This is a genomic window from Halochromatium salexigens, from assembly GCF_016653295.1.
GTDB lineage: Bacteria > Pseudomonadota > Gammaproteobacteria > Chromatiales > Chromatiaceae > Lamprobacter > Lamprobacter salexigens.
Map to the genome: position 1 here is coordinate 463,031 of NZ_NHSF01000059.1, position 14,706 is coordinate 477,736.

At 66.4% G+C, this 14,706-nt stretch carries 13 protein-coding genes; 9 read left to right on the plus strand and 4 right to left on the minus strand.

Translation table 11 applies throughout. From position 1 onward, the window contains the following. Window positions 1-29 precede the first annotated feature (29 nt). Window positions 30-620: an electron transport complex subunit RsxB gene (gene rsxB / locus CCR82_RS12110; protein WP_201246021.1), complete on the minus strand. Its 591-nt coding sequence runs from the start codon at window positions 618-620 to the stop codon at window positions 30-32. 115 nt (window positions 621-735) lie between these two features. Then, complete coding sequence (gene rsxA, locus CCR82_RS12115) at window positions 736-1,317, minus strand: electron transport complex subunit RsxA (protein WP_201246022.1); 582 nt, start codon at window positions 1,315-1,317, stop codon at window positions 736-738. A gap of 472 nt (window positions 1,318-1,789) precedes the next feature. Here rsxA and ndk point away from each other — a divergent pair, with 472 nt between their 5' ends. From ndk to der, 8 genes are read left to right on the plus strand one after another with little or no spacing between them, the layout of a single operon-like run. Continuing rightward, window positions 1,790-2,218, plus strand: coding sequence for a nucleoside-diphosphate kinase (gene ndk / locus CCR82_RS12120; RefSeq protein ID WP_201246023.1), 429 nt, complete (start codon window positions 1,790-1,792; stop codon window positions 2,216-2,218). 5 nt (window positions 2,219-2,223) lie between these two features. Then, the gene (rlmN, locus tag CCR82_RS12125; RefSeq protein WP_201246024.1) at window positions 2,224-3,342 is read left to right on the plus strand and encodes a dual-specificity RNA methyltransferase RlmN; all 1,119 of its coding nucleotides are present in this window, start codon (window positions 2,224-2,226) and stop codon (window positions 3,340-3,342) included. Window positions 3,343-3,350: 8 nt separating this feature from the next. Beyond that, window positions 3,351-4,112, plus strand: coding sequence for a type IV pilus biogenesis/stability protein PilW (gene pilW, locus CCR82_RS12130; RefSeq protein ID WP_201246025.1), 762 nt, complete (start codon window positions 3,351-3,353; stop codon window positions 4,110-4,112). Next, the gene (locus tag CCR82_RS12135) at window positions 4,109-5,287 is read left to right on the plus strand and encodes a RodZ domain-containing protein (protein WP_201246026.1); all 1,179 of its coding nucleotides are present in this window, start codon (window positions 4,109-4,111) and stop codon (window positions 5,285-5,287) included. The genes pilW and CCR82_RS12135 overlap by 4 nt, the downstream gene beginning before the upstream one ends. Window positions 5,288-5,298: 11 nt before the next feature. Continuing rightward, on the plus strand, window positions 5,299-6,597 hold the full coding sequence (hisS, locus tag CCR82_RS12140) for a histidine--tRNA ligase (RefSeq protein WP_201246027.1): 1,299 nt from the start codon (window positions 5,299-5,301) through the stop codon (window positions 6,595-6,597). Window positions 6,598-6,639: 42 nt separating this feature from the next. After that, window positions 6,640-7,281: a YfgM family protein gene (locus tag CCR82_RS12145; protein WP_201246028.1), complete on the plus strand. Its 642-nt coding sequence runs from the start codon at window positions 6,640-6,642 to the stop codon at window positions 7,279-7,281. A 5-nt stretch (window positions 7,282-7,286) separates the two neighbouring features. Beyond that, a complete protein-coding gene (gene bamB, locus CCR82_RS12150; protein WP_201246029.1) occupies window positions 7,287-8,549 on the plus strand; it encodes an outer membrane protein assembly factor BamB in 1,263 nt (420 codons plus the stop codon). A gap of 5 nt (window positions 8,550-8,554) precedes the next feature. Further along, entirely contained in the window at window positions 8,555-9,958 is a 1,404-nt protein-coding gene (gene der / locus CCR82_RS12155; RefSeq protein WP_201246030.1) for a ribosome biogenesis GTPase Der, read from the plus strand. 140 nt (window positions 9,959-10,098) lie between these two features. Here der and CCR82_RS12160 read toward each other — a convergent pair whose 3' ends face one another. Next, window positions 10,099-10,500 (minus strand): H-NS histone family protein, encoded by a 402-nt coding sequence (locus CCR82_RS12160; RefSeq protein WP_201246031.1) that lies wholly within the window; start codon window positions 10,498-10,500, stop codon window positions 10,099-10,101. 227 nt (window positions 10,501-10,727) lie between these two features. Between CCR82_RS12160 and CCR82_RS12165 the strand changes: the two genes are divergently transcribed. Next, entirely contained in the window at window positions 10,728-12,983 is a 2,256-nt protein-coding gene (locus CCR82_RS12165; protein WP_201246032.1) for a putative bifunctional diguanylate cyclase/phosphodiesterase, read from the plus strand. Here CCR82_RS12165 and recJ read toward each other — a convergent pair. Beyond that, a complete protein-coding gene (recJ, locus tag CCR82_RS12170; RefSeq protein ID WP_201246071.1) occupies window positions 12,972-14,702 on the minus strand; it encodes a single-stranded-DNA-specific exonuclease RecJ in 1,731 nt (576 codons plus the stop codon). The genes CCR82_RS12165 and recJ overlap by 12 nt on opposite strands. Window positions 14,703-14,706: the final 4 nt, after the last annotated feature.

Sequence of the window (14,706 nt, forward strand, 5' to 3'; positions counted from 1 at the left end):
TGTGGCGCGGCGCATTGAGGCGATGGCGCTCAAGCGGCTTCGCGATGTTCCGGCAGCAGGTCGGACGCGGGCGGCAGCACGACGCGCGGGCGCAACGGTGTCGGATAGGGCCATTTCCAATTGGAGACCGTCTCCGGCACCGGCACTAAATGAATGCAATCGACTGGGCAGGGATCCGCGCAAAGACCACAGCCCGTACACTCGCTCGCAATGATGCCGTGCAGCTGCTTGGCCGCGCCGACGATGGCGTCGACCGGGCAGGCCTGCAGGCACTTGGTGCAGCCAATGCACGTCTGCTCATCGATCACCGCCACCTGCTTCGGCGTTTCCTCGATCTCCCCGACCTCGACTGGCTCGCGCCCGAGTAGATCGGCAATCGCGAGCATCGTCCCCTCGCCGCCCGGCGAGCAGAGGTTGATCTCGGCCTCGCCAGAGGCGACCGCCTCGGCATAGGGCCGGCAACCTGGATACCCGCACTGCCCGCATTGGCTCTGCGGCAGCAGCGCATCGACCTGATCGGCAATCGGATCGCCTTCGACACGGAAACGGATCGCCGAATAGCCGAGCAGCAGTCCAAAGGCGACGGCAAGACCCGCAATCGCCGCAATCGCTATCAACATCTCAGTCTTCTCCCGGGGTCGCCATCAGCGGTCGGCTCATCGCTTCACGGCAGCCCTGCCCGCCGCAACCCCATTGCATTGTGACCCCTGTCTCTCAACCAGGGAGTGAACCAGCTTAAACCGAAACCAGACCGGCAAACCCCATGAAAGCCAAGGACATCAGTCCGGCACTCACCATTGCGATCGCACTGCCTTGGAAGGGTTCCGGTACATCGGCCACCGCAACCCGCTCGCGCATCGCGGCAAAAAGCACCAGTACCAGCGAGAACCCGATGGCTGCCCCAAACCCGTACAGCGCCGACTCGAGGAAGCTGCGCTGCTCTTGGAGATTCAGCAGGGCGACGCCAAGTACCGCACAGTTGGTGGTGATTAACGGCAAGAAAATGCCAAGCACCTGATAGAGCACCGGGCTGGTCTTATGCATCACCGTCTCAGTGAATTGCACGACGACCGCGATCACCAGGATAAAGGCGATGGTTCGCAGGTACTCGATGCCGAGTGGCACCAGCAGATAGGTATTGACAATCCAAGTGGTCACGGCCGCCAACGTGAGCACGAAGGTGGTTGCGAACCCCATGCCGATCGCGGTCTCGAGCTTCTTCGAGACCCCCATGAACGGACACAGCCCCAGGAATTTAACCAATACAAAATTGTTGACCAAGACCGTACTGACCAAGATCAACGCATACTCTGTCATGATCCCCACCTAAATCCGAGTTCACCTGAACAAGTGCCATACACAGACGAGCCGCATGGCCATTACGCGAACCGCAGCTTACTGCGATTTGTGCACTGCAGCAAGACGGTCATAATCACTGATACCGCACTCTAGCAATCAGCCTGCCGCGAGACGTTGACCACCATCACATCCGGCGCTCAGCCGACCGTTTTAGTTGGTTTTCGCCGCGCTCACCCGGAGACGACGAGCATGCAAGACACTCCCCTGCCCGCCATCGAATTCGCCCTCTTCATGGGCCTGGTCGCCTGGCTCTTCTTGCGCAAAGGCTGACGATCTTGGCCAAGGCAAAGACTGACACCGCTCGGACGATGGATTTGTAAGCGCATATCCAGCTAAAATGCGGGGCTGACATGATCCCTCTCACCGATGCTCTAAGCCACGCCCAACGGCGACGTCGTGGGCATCGGACAACCCGATATCAGGAGCCCGCATGGCCGAGCAACTCACGCTCTCGATCATCAAACCCAATGCCATCGCCAAGAATGCAATCGGCGCCATCTGTAGCCGCTTCGAGCAGGCCGGATTACGGATCGTCGCCGCGCGCATGCTGCACATGAGCCTCGAGCAGGCAAGCGCCTTCTATGCCGAGCATCAGGGCAAGCCGTTCTTCGATGAGCTGGTCGGCTTCATGACCTCGGGGCCGGTGCTGGTGATGGCGCTCCAGGGCGAGGAGGCGATCAGCAAGAATCGCGAACTCATGGGCGCGACCAACCCCGCCAACGCCGAGCCCGGCACCATCCGCGCCGATTTCGCCGACTCCTTCACCGAGAACGCGGTGCACGGCTCCGACGCCCCGGACACGGCCGAGCGCGAGATCGGCTTCTTCTTCCCCGACGGCCTCTGCAAGCGCACCCGCTGAATTTGATGCAACAGGCACCGCAGACGACGCCCGACCTTCGCATCCCGCTGCTCGACCTCGACCGCACCGGCTTCGAGGCTCTGACCGCTGGCTGGGGCTTCAAGCCGTTCCACGGGCGTAACCTGTTCCGCTGGGTGCACAAGCACGGCGTCTGCGATCTCGAGGCGATGAGCGATCTCTCCAAGGCCCTGCGCGAGCGCCTGGCCGCCGAGACACGCCTCGAGCTGCCGCGCGTGGCGCTCGAGCAGCCGTCACCCGATGGCACCGTCAAGTGGGTGTTCGAACTCCACGACGGCCAGCGCGTCGAGACCGTCTCCATCCCAGAGGAAAGCCGCAGCACGCTCTGCGTCTCCTCGCAGGTCGGCTGCGCGCTCGATTGTCGCTTCTGCGCCACCGCCCGCCAGGGCTTCAGCCGCAACCTGAGCACCGGCGAGATCATCGGCCAGGTCTGGCATGCCACGCGAGCACTCGGCAAACCGCCGACCAACGTCGTCATGATGGGCATGGGCGAGCCGCTGGCAAACTTCGACGCAGTGGTGCGGGCGATGGCGATCATGCAGGACGATTTTGCCTACATGCTGGCCAAGACGCGCGTGACCCTGTCGACCTCCGGGATCGTGCCGAACATCTACCGGCTCGCCGAACTCAGCGAGGTTTCGCTCGCCGTCTCGCTGCACGCGCCCGAGAACGCCTTGCGCGATCAGCTCGTGCCGATCAATCGCAAATATCCCCTGGAAGAACTGATCCCCGCCTGCCGCGCCTACCTGCGCGGTGAGCCACGCCGCCGGGTGACCTGGGAATATGTCATGCTCAAGGACGTGAACGACAGTGATCGCCATGCCAAGGCCCTCATTCGGCTGCTCGAGGGCACGCCGTCGAAGGTCAACCTGATCCCCTTCAACCCGTTTCCTGGCAGCGGCTTCGACACCAGCGATGCAGATCGCATCGAAGCCTTCCGGCAACGGCTCAAACGCTCCGGCCTGGTCGCCACCACGCGCAAGACCCGTGGCGATGAGATCGCCGCCGCCTGCGGTCAGCTCATCGGCCAGGTGCGCAATCGTCGGCTACCGCGCGTCGACGCTGGACGCCCCGCGGCCGGACTCCCCGTTCGCCTTGGTCCCTGATGCAACCCATGACCGGCCGCCGAGGGTCGCTCATCCCGGGCAGATTGAGCAGCCTGCTGTTGGTGCTCGCGCTGAGCGGCTGCGCCGGCGCGCTGGGGCAACGCGCAGAGGCGCCAGAGGACGAGAGCCCGGCCGATCTCTACGTCGAGCTGGCCACCGAGTACCTCCAGAGGGGGCAGCTGGAGACCGCGCTCGAACGGGCCCAGCAAGCGGTGGCCACCGACCGTGGCAGTGCGCGTGCGCACTATATCCTCGCCATCGTCCACCAGCGGCTCGGCCAGGGCGATGACGCCCAACGCGAGTTCGCCCAGGCGGTGAAACGCGCACCCCAGAATCCAGACTACCGCAACGCCTGGGGCGCGGTCCTGTGCGCTCAAGGTCGCCACGAGGCCGGGCTCGCCGAGATCACCGCCGCCCTTGCCGAGCCGCTCTACCAGGGCCAGGAAGTTGCCCTGATGAACGCCGCCGGCTGCTCGCGCAGGGCCGGTCGAGACGCCGATGTCGAGCGCTATCTACGAGCGGCACTGGAACATGACCCACGTTTTCCACCGGCGTTACTCGCGCTCGCCGAGCGTGATTATCAGCATGGCGACTATCAAAGCGCACGATCGCTGATGGCGCGTTATTCTCATACGGGCGCGGCGACCCCCGAAGCACTCCTGCTCGCCGCGCGCATCGAGCGCCAGCTCGGCAACGCCCAACTCGCGCGCGAACTCGAGCGCACTTTGCGCCAGCGCTTCCCCCATTCACCCGAGGTGATAGAACTGTGACCACGGCCGACGAGGCACCCGCGCCCACTCCCGAACACCCCACGCCCGGGCTCGCCGGTTCGGCGATTCCGGACTCACCCGGACGCGAGCTGCGCCAGGCGCGCCAAGCGCGCAAGCTCGACGTCTCCCATGTCGCCACGGCCCTGCGACTGACACCGCAGGTGGTCGAGGCGATCGAGCGCGACGACTACGCGCCATTGCCCAGCGCCACCTTCGTCTCCGGCTATATCCGCAGCTACGCACGGCTCGTGGGGCTCGACCCCGAGCCCCTGAATCAGAGCTTTCGGCGCCTCCATCCCAATGCCGAGCCGCCGCCACGCCATTTCGCGCGCAGCGAGCAAAACGGCGAGCAGACCGATGGTGGCGGCCTCGCCGGCGCGCTCGTCCTGGCCCTGATCGTGCTGGCCGCAGCGGCGGGCGGCTATGCCTGGTGGACCCTGCGTTCAGGGCCTGACGAGCCCGCGCAGCAGGCCGCGACGCCGGATCCCTCGGCGCCACCCTCCTTCTCCGCGAGCGACCCGCAGCGCGAGCTTGCGCCAGCGCCCGGAATGGATCGCGACACCGAGGCCCGCTCCCCGAGCGATCGGGCGCCGTCCGTCGTGAACGAACCGCCCACCGAGGCTGACTCAGAGACCGGCTCCGAGCCCACCCTGGGCACCAGCCCCGATGTCAGGATGGCCGAACCGGGGGCTGAGCCGCCCACATCGGCCACCGACCCGATCCCCGAGGTCGCCGACAGCCCAGCCCTCGAGAGCACGCCAGCCGACTCTACCGTGGAGTCCCCGAGCGCCCCGCTACCCACGCCCCCCAGCCCGGAGGTCGAACGGCCCGCCTCGAGCGCGACACAGACACCCGCGGATGACGAGGAAGAGGCGGTCTCGGCACCGGCGGACTCGAGCGCCACCGCCATCGAACTGGGCTTCACCGGCCCCTGCTGGGTCGATATCCGCGACGCCACCGGCGAGGTCTTGTTGTTCGGCGAGATGAGCCGAGGCGACCGCGAGACGCTCGCCGGCGAGCCGCCGTACTCGCTGGTGATCGGCAACGCGGCCGCCGTCGAGCTGACCGTCGGCGGGGCACCCTATGACCTGCGCTCGGTTGCACGTGGTAATGTGGCCCGCTTCGAACTCGATCCCGCCGAGATCAGCTCTCGCACACCCGACGCGACCGACTAGGACAGCAAGCGATGGCAAGGCAGACCCCCCTGCGCGCAATCCGTGGCATGCACGACCTGCTCCCGGACCAGAGCGCGCGCTGGCAACAGCTCGAGGACCGCGCCCGCGCGGTGCTCGAGCGCTACGGCTACCAGGAGATGCGCACCCCCCTGGTCGAGCAGAGCGAGCTGTTCAAGCGCTCGATCGGAGAAGTCACCGATATCGTCGAAAAGGAGATGTACAGCTTCGAGGATCGCGGCGGGGACCAGCTCAGCCTGCGCCCCGAAGGCACCGCGAGCTGCGTGCGCGCGGCGATCGAGCACGGCCTCCTGGAGCAACCCCGGCGCATCTGGTATCGCGGGCCGATGTTTCGCCGCGAGCGCCCGCAGCGCGGTCGCTACCGCCAGTTCCACCAGATCGGCGTCGAGGTCTTCGGCCTCGGCGGCCCGGATATCGACCTCGAGGTGATCCTGCTCACGCACCGGCTCTGGCAGGCTCTGGGCCTCGGCGACCTGCGGCTCGAGATCAACAGCCTCGGCGACAGCGCCGAGCGCGCCGACTATCGCGAGCAACTGGTCGCCTATCTGCGCGCCCACGAGGATCGACTCGATGATGACAGCCGCCGGCGCCTGGAGACCAACCCCTTGCGCGTGCTGGACTCGAAGAATCCAGACCTGCAAGCCCTCCTCGCCTCGGCGCCCAGCCTGCACGCGGCCCTGGGCCGCGACTCACGCGCGCATTTCGAGGCGCTCTGTGCCGGGCTCGAGCGCGCCGGCATCGCCTACGAGATCAATCCCCGCCTGGTGCGCGGGCTCGACTACTACAATCGCACCGTCTTCGAATGGATCACCGACGCGCTCGGCGCCCAAGGCACGGTCTGTGCCGGCGGCCGCTACGATGGGCTCGTCGAACAGCTCGGCGGACGCGCGACCCCGGCGGTCGGCTTCGCCCTTGGGCTCGAACGGCTGCTCGAACTCAGCGACAGCGCGCCACCGGCGAGCATCGATGCCTATTTGATCGCCGTCGGCGAACAGGCCAGCGCGGCCGCGATGCCCATCGCCGAACGGATCCGCGACGCCCTGCCCGCGCTGCGGTTGATCTGCCATTGCGGCGGCGGTAGCTTCAAGAGCCAATTCAAACGCGCCGATCGCAGCGGTGCACGGGTCGCGCTGGTGCTTGGCGATGACGAGCTGGCTCAGGGACGCATCGGCATCAAGCCGCTGCGCGCGCCTCAAGATGATCGCACGCAGGCCAGCACCGATCAGGCCAAAGCCGAGCAGACCAGCGTCGCGCTCGACGCCTTGGCCGAGCAGTTGCCCCGCTTCCTCTAGGGCGCGACCCTCCCCGACCATAAGACAAGCAACAGGACTCCCATGGCAGAGCTGACCACAGACGACGAAACCGTCGAAGCAATCAAAAAATGGTGGAAGGAGAACGGCACCGCCGTGATCGCCGGTCTCGTCATCGGGCTGGTCGTGGTCTTCGGCTGGCGCGCCTGGATCAATCATCAGGAACAGGTTGGCCAGCGCGCCTCGCTCGCCTTCGAGCAGTTGCTGATGGCCGCAAACAGGGGTCAGCATGACGCGGCGGTCAAGCAGACCGAGGCGCTGATCGACGCGCATGCCAAGACGCCCTACGCCGCCCTCGCCGAACTGACGCTCGCCAAGGTCCGAATCGCGCAGGATGACCTCGACGGGGCCGCCGAGGCGCTGCGCTCGGCCGTGGAGCGCGCGCCGAATCCGGGCCTGGCGAAGCTCGCCGCTTTCCGGCTCGCGCGCGTGCTGATCGCCAATGAGGCCTTCGAGGACGCGCTCGCGGTCATCGAGCGGCATGATGATGGCGGCGCCTTCAGCGCCGATTTCGCCGGCTTGCGCGGCGATATCGCGCTCGCCCAGGGCGAGACCGCCGACGCGCGCGCGGCCTACGAGGCCGCGCTCGCCGGCGGCGCCGGGCTCTCGCGGCTGATCGAACTCAAACTCCAAGACCTGCCGGCAGCGAACGACCGCTCCTCCTGACCATCATGAACAGCCATCGACCCCTTTGCACACGGCGGCGCGCGCTCCTGCTCGCGCTCGGTGGCAGCGTGCTGTTGCAAGGGTGCGGCAGCCTCGGCTGGATCGGCCTCGGGCGCAACAAGCCTCCGAGGCCCCCCACCGAGCTGGCCAAGACGGCGCCCCAAGCGGTCCAGATCCGCCCCCTCTGGTCGACGCGCATCGGCAAGGGACAGGAAGGGCGCACGCTCAGTCTGCGCCCTGCCGTGGCCGGCAATCGGGTCTATGCCGCCGACCACAGCGGCAGGGTCGTCGCCCTCGCTGCCGCCGATGGCCGCCCGCTCTGGGAGCGCGACGAGCGGCGCATGCCGTTCAGCGGCGGCCCCGATGTCGATGGCGAGCAACTGGTGGTCGGCGCCTCCAATGGCCAGGTGCTGCTGCTCTCGACCCGTGATGGCAGCCAACGCTGGCGCGCCCAGCTCGGCAGCGAGGTGCTCTCGGTGCCGCGCATCATCGGCGACCTCGTCGTCGTCCACACCATCGACGACAGTGTCTACGCCCTGGAACTCAGCGATGGCAGCGAGCGCTGGCGCTTCGGCTATCAGGCACCGATCCTGACCCTGCGCGGCAGCAGCACCCCTGCCGTCGGCCCTAACGGGATCATCGTCGGCGTCTCCAAGGGTCGACTGATCTACCTCGACCCCGAGCAAGGGGTGCCGATCTGGGAGGTCATGATCTCGCCACCGAGCGGGCGCACCGAACTCGAGCGCATCGCCGATATCGACACCGACCCGGTGGTGGTCGGCGAGCAGGTCTTCGTCGCCAGCTTCAACGGCGACCTGGCGGCCGTCGACATCAACAGCGGCACGGTGCGCTGGCGGCGCGAACTCTCGGCGCACGCCGGGCTGGCGGCGAGCGCTGATGCGCTCTATATCACCGACTCCGATGACCAGCTCTGGGCCGCCGATCCCACCGATGGCGCCGGACGCTGGCGCCAAGACGACTTGCGCTATCGCCGTCTGACAGCGCCGGTGGTGGTTGGTGATGCCCTGGTGGTCGGTGACCTCGAGGGCTATGTGCATTGGGTATCGCCCCGTGATGGACGCCTGCTGGGCCGCACGCGCGTGGGCAAGGCGGCGGTGGCCTCCACTCCAGTCGTTGCCGGCCAGACGCTCTATGTGCAGTTGGCGAATGGCACGATCGCTGCGGTGCGCGCAACAGGGACTCCAACGGGCGCGCGTTCAGAGACACCTCCAGCAGCCGAGACAGCCGCGTCGGCTAGACAGGATTGACCGCCATGCTGCCCGTCTTCGCGCTGGTCGGTCGGCCGAATGTCGGCAAGTCGACCCTGTTCAATCGGCTCACGCGCACTCGCGATGCCTTGGTGGCCGATGTGCCGGGGCTCACGCGCGATCGCCAATACGGCATCGGCCGCGTTGGCCCCGGGCCCTATGTGGTGGTCGATACCGGCGGCATCAGCGGTGGGGAGGGCATCGAGGCCTTGAGCGAGCAGCAGGTGCGCATCGCGATCACGGAGGCCGATCACCTGCTCTTCCTCGTTGATACGCGCGATGGGACCACGCCCGCCGATCTTGAGATCGCCGCGCAGCTGCGCCGCACCGGCAAGCCGGTGACCCTGGTCGCGAACAAGGTCGATCACCTGGATTGGACCCTGGCCGCCGGTGAGCTGCATCAGCTCGGCCTCGGTGACCCACAGCCGATCGCGGCCTTGCAGGGGCGCGGTGTCTCGGCGCTCATCAGCGGGATCTTCGCGACTCTGCCCGCAGGCGAGGAGGCGGCCTGCGCCGAGACCGAGGAGGCGACCACCGAGGCGGTCCGGGTCGCCGTGGTCGGGCGGCCGAACGCCGGCAAATCGACCCTGATCAATCGGCTGCTCGGCGAGGAACGGGTGGTCGTCTACGACAGCCCAGGCACCACGCGCGACAGCATCGAAATACCCTTCGCGGTGGGTGAGCGCCAGTATCGCCTGATCGACACCGCCGGCATGCGCCGGCGGGCGCGGATCAGCGAAGCGATCGAGCATTTCAGCGTCATCAAGACATTGCAAGCCATCGAGGCCTGCCATGTCGCCATCCTGGTCCTGGATGCCCACGCCGGCATCGGCGAGCAGGATGCGACCTTGGCCGCGCATTTGATCGACAGCGGCCGGGCGCTGGTGATGGCGGTGAATAAGTGGGATGGGCTCACGCCTGATGCCCGTTCGGCGCTGAAAATCGCCATCGAGCGGCGCTTACCCTTCCTGGATTTCGCTGAGCAGCATCGGATCTCGGCACTCCATGGCAGCGGCGTCGGCTTGCTCCTGGAGGCCGCCGATCGGGCCTATGCGAGCGCCATGCGCACCCTGCCCACGCCGCTGTTGACGCGGCTCTTGGAGGATGCCGTGGGCGAGCATGCGCCACCGCTGGTGCGCGGGCGCCGGATCAAGCTGCGTTATGCGCACCAGGGTGGGCGCAATCCGCCGATCATCGTCATCCATGGCAACCAGACCGAAGCACTCCCAGACAGCTATCAGCGCTATCTGATCAAGCGCCTGCGCGAGGCGCTGCGCTTGCAGGGCACGCCGCTACGCCTGGAGCTAAAAAGCGGCACCAACCCGTTCGCTGGGCGCAAGAATACCCTCACGCCGCGTCAGCGCCAGAAGCGCGGACGATTGCGTGCCTTTGTAAAAGGCAAACGTTAGAGAAGGAGAAAGCCAGTTGGCTTTCAGAGCCGGGCGTCGAACGGACAGCGATAAAGTCTTTGCGAGCCGAAGATCCGTCGGCGCTGCTCGGCCAACGAGCCGCATGTTGGACGGTCATCGTGGCCGAGCGTTGGTCGGCATCAAGCAGCCAAAGGCGTCAAATGCTCTTCCTTGAACTGCTGGCGGTGTTCGGCATTTTTCGGGTCGTAGCCATTGGCGGCCATTTTGTTGGTGAGCCATTGTGGCATCCGCCCCCGGGTATAGACATTCTCGGGGTTGTCCGGATCGGCATACTTGGTGTAGCTGCTGTTGTTTTTAGCGCTGGTGGCGCGGCGGCGTTTTGCCTTTCCACCGCTAATCAGGTTGGCGATCTCGTCCACATCATGGCCGCGCCCGATGATCATCTCTTTGATCTCGGCGGCGAGTTCTTTACTTTCTTCTTTTTGCCGCTCCTTGAGCGCTCGCTCGAGGGCGGCTTGGTCTTGTTTGAGTTGCTCGAGATGGGCTTGGATCTCTTCCGCGCTGCGGTATTCGTCGTTCATCAGTGGTCCCTCGATGAGGTTGTTTTGTGGAGCTAAACCATGGCGCTTCAAAGCACGCTGGTTATCTCTTTATCATTCCTGTTATCGGCGCGGATTTCAAGTGTCTTTGTGGGGTTGAGGGGCAGGCCTCAGGGAAAGCGCCAACCCTGTGCCGGGGATGGCGGTCACTGACAGGTAACGCCGTGAGGCTATAATCCTTTCGTGTTCATCGGCAACAGGACCATTCCATGCATTGGACGTTCTCTGCGATAAGGATCATTCTGGTCTATGTCGTCTTCGGTAGCCTGTGGATCTTTCTGTCCGATCAGGGGCTCGCTCTGATCACCGAGGATGCCGCGCAGTTCGTGCAGTGGCAGCAGTACAAGGGCATTGCCTTCATCCTCGTCACCGCGCTGTTGTTGTATGGCTTATTGGCGCTCAGTCAGCGGCAACTGGCCCAGAGCGAGGCGCGGCTGCGTCTGTTCATCGAGCATGCGCCGGCGGCGCTGGCGATGTTTGATACTGAGCTGCGCTTCATGGTGGTGAGCCGGCGTTGGCTGAGCGACTATGGAATGCTGGGCGAGGACTTGACCGGGCGCGCCCATTACGAGGTCTTTCCCGAGATTCCGCCGCGTTGGCGCGCGGTGCATCAGCGTGCATTGCGTGGAGAGGTCTTGAGTGGCGATAACGATGCGTTCGTGCGCGCCGATGGGCGCACCCAATGGCAACGCTGGGAGGTGCGCCCTTGGTACAGGGCGGATCGCTCGATCGGCGGCATCGTGATCTTTACCGAGGACATCACCGTGCAAAAGGAGGCCGAGCGGGAGATGCGCATTGCCGCGAAGGCCTTTGAAATCCGCCAGGCGATGATCATCGCCGATGCCGAGCAGCGGATTCTGCGCGTCAACCACGCCTTTTGTCGGATCACCGGCTACCGTCAGGATGAAGTGATCGGGCGCACGCCGGCCCTGCTCAAATCCGGCCAGCATGGGCCCGCCTTTTATCAGGCGATGTGGCAACAGCTCAAGGCGCAGGATCAATGGCAGGGTGAGGTCTGGAACCGCCGCAAGAATGGCCAGATCTATCCCGTCTGGCTGCATATCTCGGCGGTGCGCGATGCCGAGGGGTGCATCAGCCAGTATATCGGGACGTTCGAGGATATGTCCCTGCACAAACAGGCCGAGGCGCGGATCCATCACCTGTCGTATTTCGATGTGCTGACCAATCTGCCCAATCGGCGATTGTTCATCGATCGCTTGCAGCAGGCCTTGCGTGCGAGTCAGCAGTTAGGTCATCGCGGGGCGGTGTTTTTCATCGATCTGGATGATTTCAGCGCGCTGAATGATACCCAGGGCCATGAGGTCGGCGATCAGGTGTTGATCGGGATCGCGCGCCGTCTGTTCGCGGCGGTGAACACGGACGAGACCGTGGCCCGTCTCGGTGGCGATGAGTTCGTGGTGGTGGTGGAAAACCTGGATGCCGAGGCCGAGGCGTCGATGCTGCAGGCGACCCAGTCGGGCGAGCAGATGCTGGCGGCGATCCGCCAACCTCTGCAGGTCGATGGTAGCCAGTATGTGATGACCGCCAGCATGGGGATCTCGCTGTTCGATGGCGCTGTGGACACGGTCACCGATCTGCTCAAGCGCGCCGATGCCTCGATGCTTCAGGCGCGCAAGCTCGGGCGTGATCGGCTGCATTTCTTCGATCCCGCGATGCAGCAGGCCTTGGAGCAGCGGGTCGGGCTGGAGGCGCGATTGCGCCGTGCCATCCCGGAGCAATTGCGCCTGCATTATCAGCCGCAGGTGGATGCCGGGGGCCGTGTCTTGGGGGCGGAGGTCTTGGTGCGTTGGCAGGACCCGGAGCAGGGGTTGATCTCGCCGGCGGCGTTCATTCCGCTCGCCGAGGCCTCGGGGCTGATCCTGCCGATGGGGCAGTGGATTCTGCGGGCCGCCTGCGAGCAGTTGCGCTGCTGGGAGGATGACCCGGCGTTGCGGGGGCTGTCGCTGGCGGTGAACGTGAGCGCGCGGCAGTTTCAGCAGGCGGATTTCGTCGAGCAGGTGGTCGAGACGCTGCAGCAGTCGGGGGCGAATCCGCGGTGGTTGAAGCTCGAGATCACCGAGAGTCTGTTGTGCGAGCATCTGGATCAGGTGGTCGCGACCATGACGCGGCTGAAAGCGGTGGGTCTGCAGTTCTCGCTGGATGATTTCGGGACCGGCTTTTCGTCGCTGTCGTATTTGAAGCGCTTGCCGTTCGATCAGTTGAAGATCGATCAGTCGTTCGTGCGGGATCTGGAGGTCGATGAGCACGATGCCGCGATTGTGCGCACGATCATCGCGCTGGGGCGCAGCCTGGGGCTGGAGGTCATCGCCGAGGGGGTAGAAACCGGGACGGCGCGGGACTTTCTCGCCGCCCATGGCTGCGAGTGTTATCAGGGATACTATTTCGCCCGCCCCATGCCGATCGCAGAGATCGAAGGCTGGCTGAGCGCGGGCTCAGGCGGATAGCGGGACCAGTTGCTCGATGATGAGCTGGGGGCTGCGCAGGCCCCGGTAGTCGTTGACATCGAGCCGGTAGACGAGCTGGGCGTGAGTGGCGCCGCGCGGGTGTTGCTCGGCGAGGTTGAAGCCGATGGCCTCGAGCGGCGGGCCCTGGTCGGGGTGGACGCGTAGCTTGAGGTGGCGATCCTTGAGCAGGCGCGGGGCGCTGATCTGGAAGGAGCCGTCGAACAGGGGTTCGGCGAAGCCTTTGCCCCAGGGCGCGGCGAGGCGCAGGGCCTCGGCGGTGGGAAGGTTGAGCAGGTTGGCTCCGAGGGGACCGTCGCTGTGCAGGGTCGGCGTGGTGGCGGTAGGGCCGAGGGCCGCATCGACGGCGGCGGCGAAGGCGGCGCGGAAGGCCTCGAGGGCGCCGCGCGGGAGGCTGAGACCGGCGGCCATGGCGTGTCCGCCGAAGCGGGTGATCAGACCGGGGTGATCGCGGTCGACGGCGGCGAGGCAGTCGCGCAGGTGCAGCCCTTCGATGGAGCGCGCGGAGCCTTTGAGCAGGCCATCGCCACCGGGGGCGAAGGCGACGACCGGGCTGTGGCTGCGCTCGCGCAGGCGCGCGGCGAGGATGCCGATGATGCCTTCGTGCCAGTCCTCGGCGAACAGGCAGAGGCCGGTGGGGCGCGGATGGGCGCCGTCCTGGGGGGCGCTCTCCGGGGAGGCATGCGCGAGGCCTTGTTGGCGTGCGAGCAGCTGTTCGGCCTCCTCGCTCATGCGCTGGGTGAGGGCGCGGCGTTCCTGGTTGAGGACGTGCAGGCGTTGGGCGTGGTGCATGGCCTCGAGGGGTTGATCGGCGATGAGGCAATCGATACCGGCGCTCATGGTCTCGAGGCGGCCGGCGGCGTTGAGGCGCGGGGCGGCGAGGAAGGCGAGGTCGCGGGCGCTGACGCGCGCGAGCTGGGCGCCGGCGATCTCGAGCAGGGCGCGCAGGCCGGGGCGGCAATGGCCGGCGCGGATGCGGCGCAGACCTTGTTCGACGAGGATGCGGTTGTTGGCGTCGAGGGTGACGACATCGGCGACGGTGCCGAGGGCGACCAGATCGAGCAGTTCGGCGAGGTTGGGCTCGGCGCGGGTCTGGAACCAGCCCCGGCGGCGCAGTTCGGCGCGGGTGGCGATGAGCAGGTAGAAGATGACGCCGACGCCGGCGAGGTGTTTGCTCGGGAAGGGGCAGCCGGGTTGGTTGGGGTTGACGTGCGCGGCGGCCTCGGGGCGTTCGGCGCCGGGCAGGTGATGATCGGTGATCAGCACCGGCAGGCCGTGTTCGCGGGCACGGGCGAGGCCGGCGTGGCTGGCAGTGCCATTGTCGACGGTGATGAGCAGATCGGGCTGGCGCTCGGCGGCGGCATCGACCACGGCGGGGCTGAGGCCGTAGCCGTCGGTGAAGCGGCTGGGGATGAGGCAATCGAGCGGGCCGGCGCCGAGGGCGCGCAGACCGAGCAGGGCGACGGCGGTGCCGGTGGCGCCGTCGGCGTCGTAGTCGCCGATGATGAGCAGGCGGCGTTGGGTCTGGATGTGGTCGGCGAGCAGCGCGGCGGCGGTGTCGATGTCGCGCAGCTGTTCGAGGGGGTGCAGGGCGCCGAGGCGTTGTTCGAGCGGGCCGTCGAGGCCGCGATGGCGGTAGAGGCGCGCGAGCAGGGTGTCGAGGTGATGGGGGGGCTGTTCGGCGCCGGCTGGGCGGTGGATGGGG

Coding starts and splice junctions, on each gene's coding strand:
- rsxB (WP_201246021.1), bottom strand. CDS start 620: ATGTTGATAGCGATTGCGGCGATTGCGGGTCTTGCCGTCGCCTTTGGA.
- hisS (WP_201246027.1), top strand. CDS start 5,299: ATGGCAAGGCAGACCCCCCTGCGCGCAATCCGTGGCATGCACGACCTG.
- rsxA (WP_201246022.1), bottom strand. CDS start 1,317: ATGACAGAGTATGCGTTGATCTTGGTCAGTACGGTCTTGGTCAACAAT.
- rlmN (WP_201246024.1), top strand. CDS start 2,224: ATGCAACAGGCACCGCAGACGACGCCCGACCTTCGCATCCCGCTGCTC.
- der (WP_201246030.1), top strand. CDS start 8,555: ATGCTGCCCGTCTTCGCGCTGGTCGGTCGGCCGAATGTCGGCAAGTCG.
- ndk (WP_201246023.1), top strand. CDS start 1,790: ATGGCCGAGCAACTCACGCTCTCGATCATCAAACCCAATGCCATCGCC.
- CCR82_RS12160 (WP_201246031.1), bottom strand. CDS start 10,500: ATGAACGACGAATACCGCAGCGCGGAAGAGATCCAAGCCCATCTCGAG.
- CCR82_RS12145 (WP_201246028.1), top strand. CDS start 6,640: ATGGCAGAGCTGACCACAGACGACGAAACCGTCGAAGCAATCAAAAAA.
- CCR82_RS12165 (WP_201246032.1), top strand. CDS start 10,728: ATGCATTGGACGTTCTCTGCGATAAGGATCATTCTGGTCTATGTCGTC.
- pilW (WP_201246025.1), top strand. CDS start 3,351: ATGACCGGCCGCCGAGGGTCGCTCATCCCGGGCAGATTGAGCAGCCTG.
- bamB (WP_201246029.1), top strand. CDS start 7,287: ATGAACAGCCATCGACCCCTTTGCACACGGCGGCGCGCGCTCCTGCTC.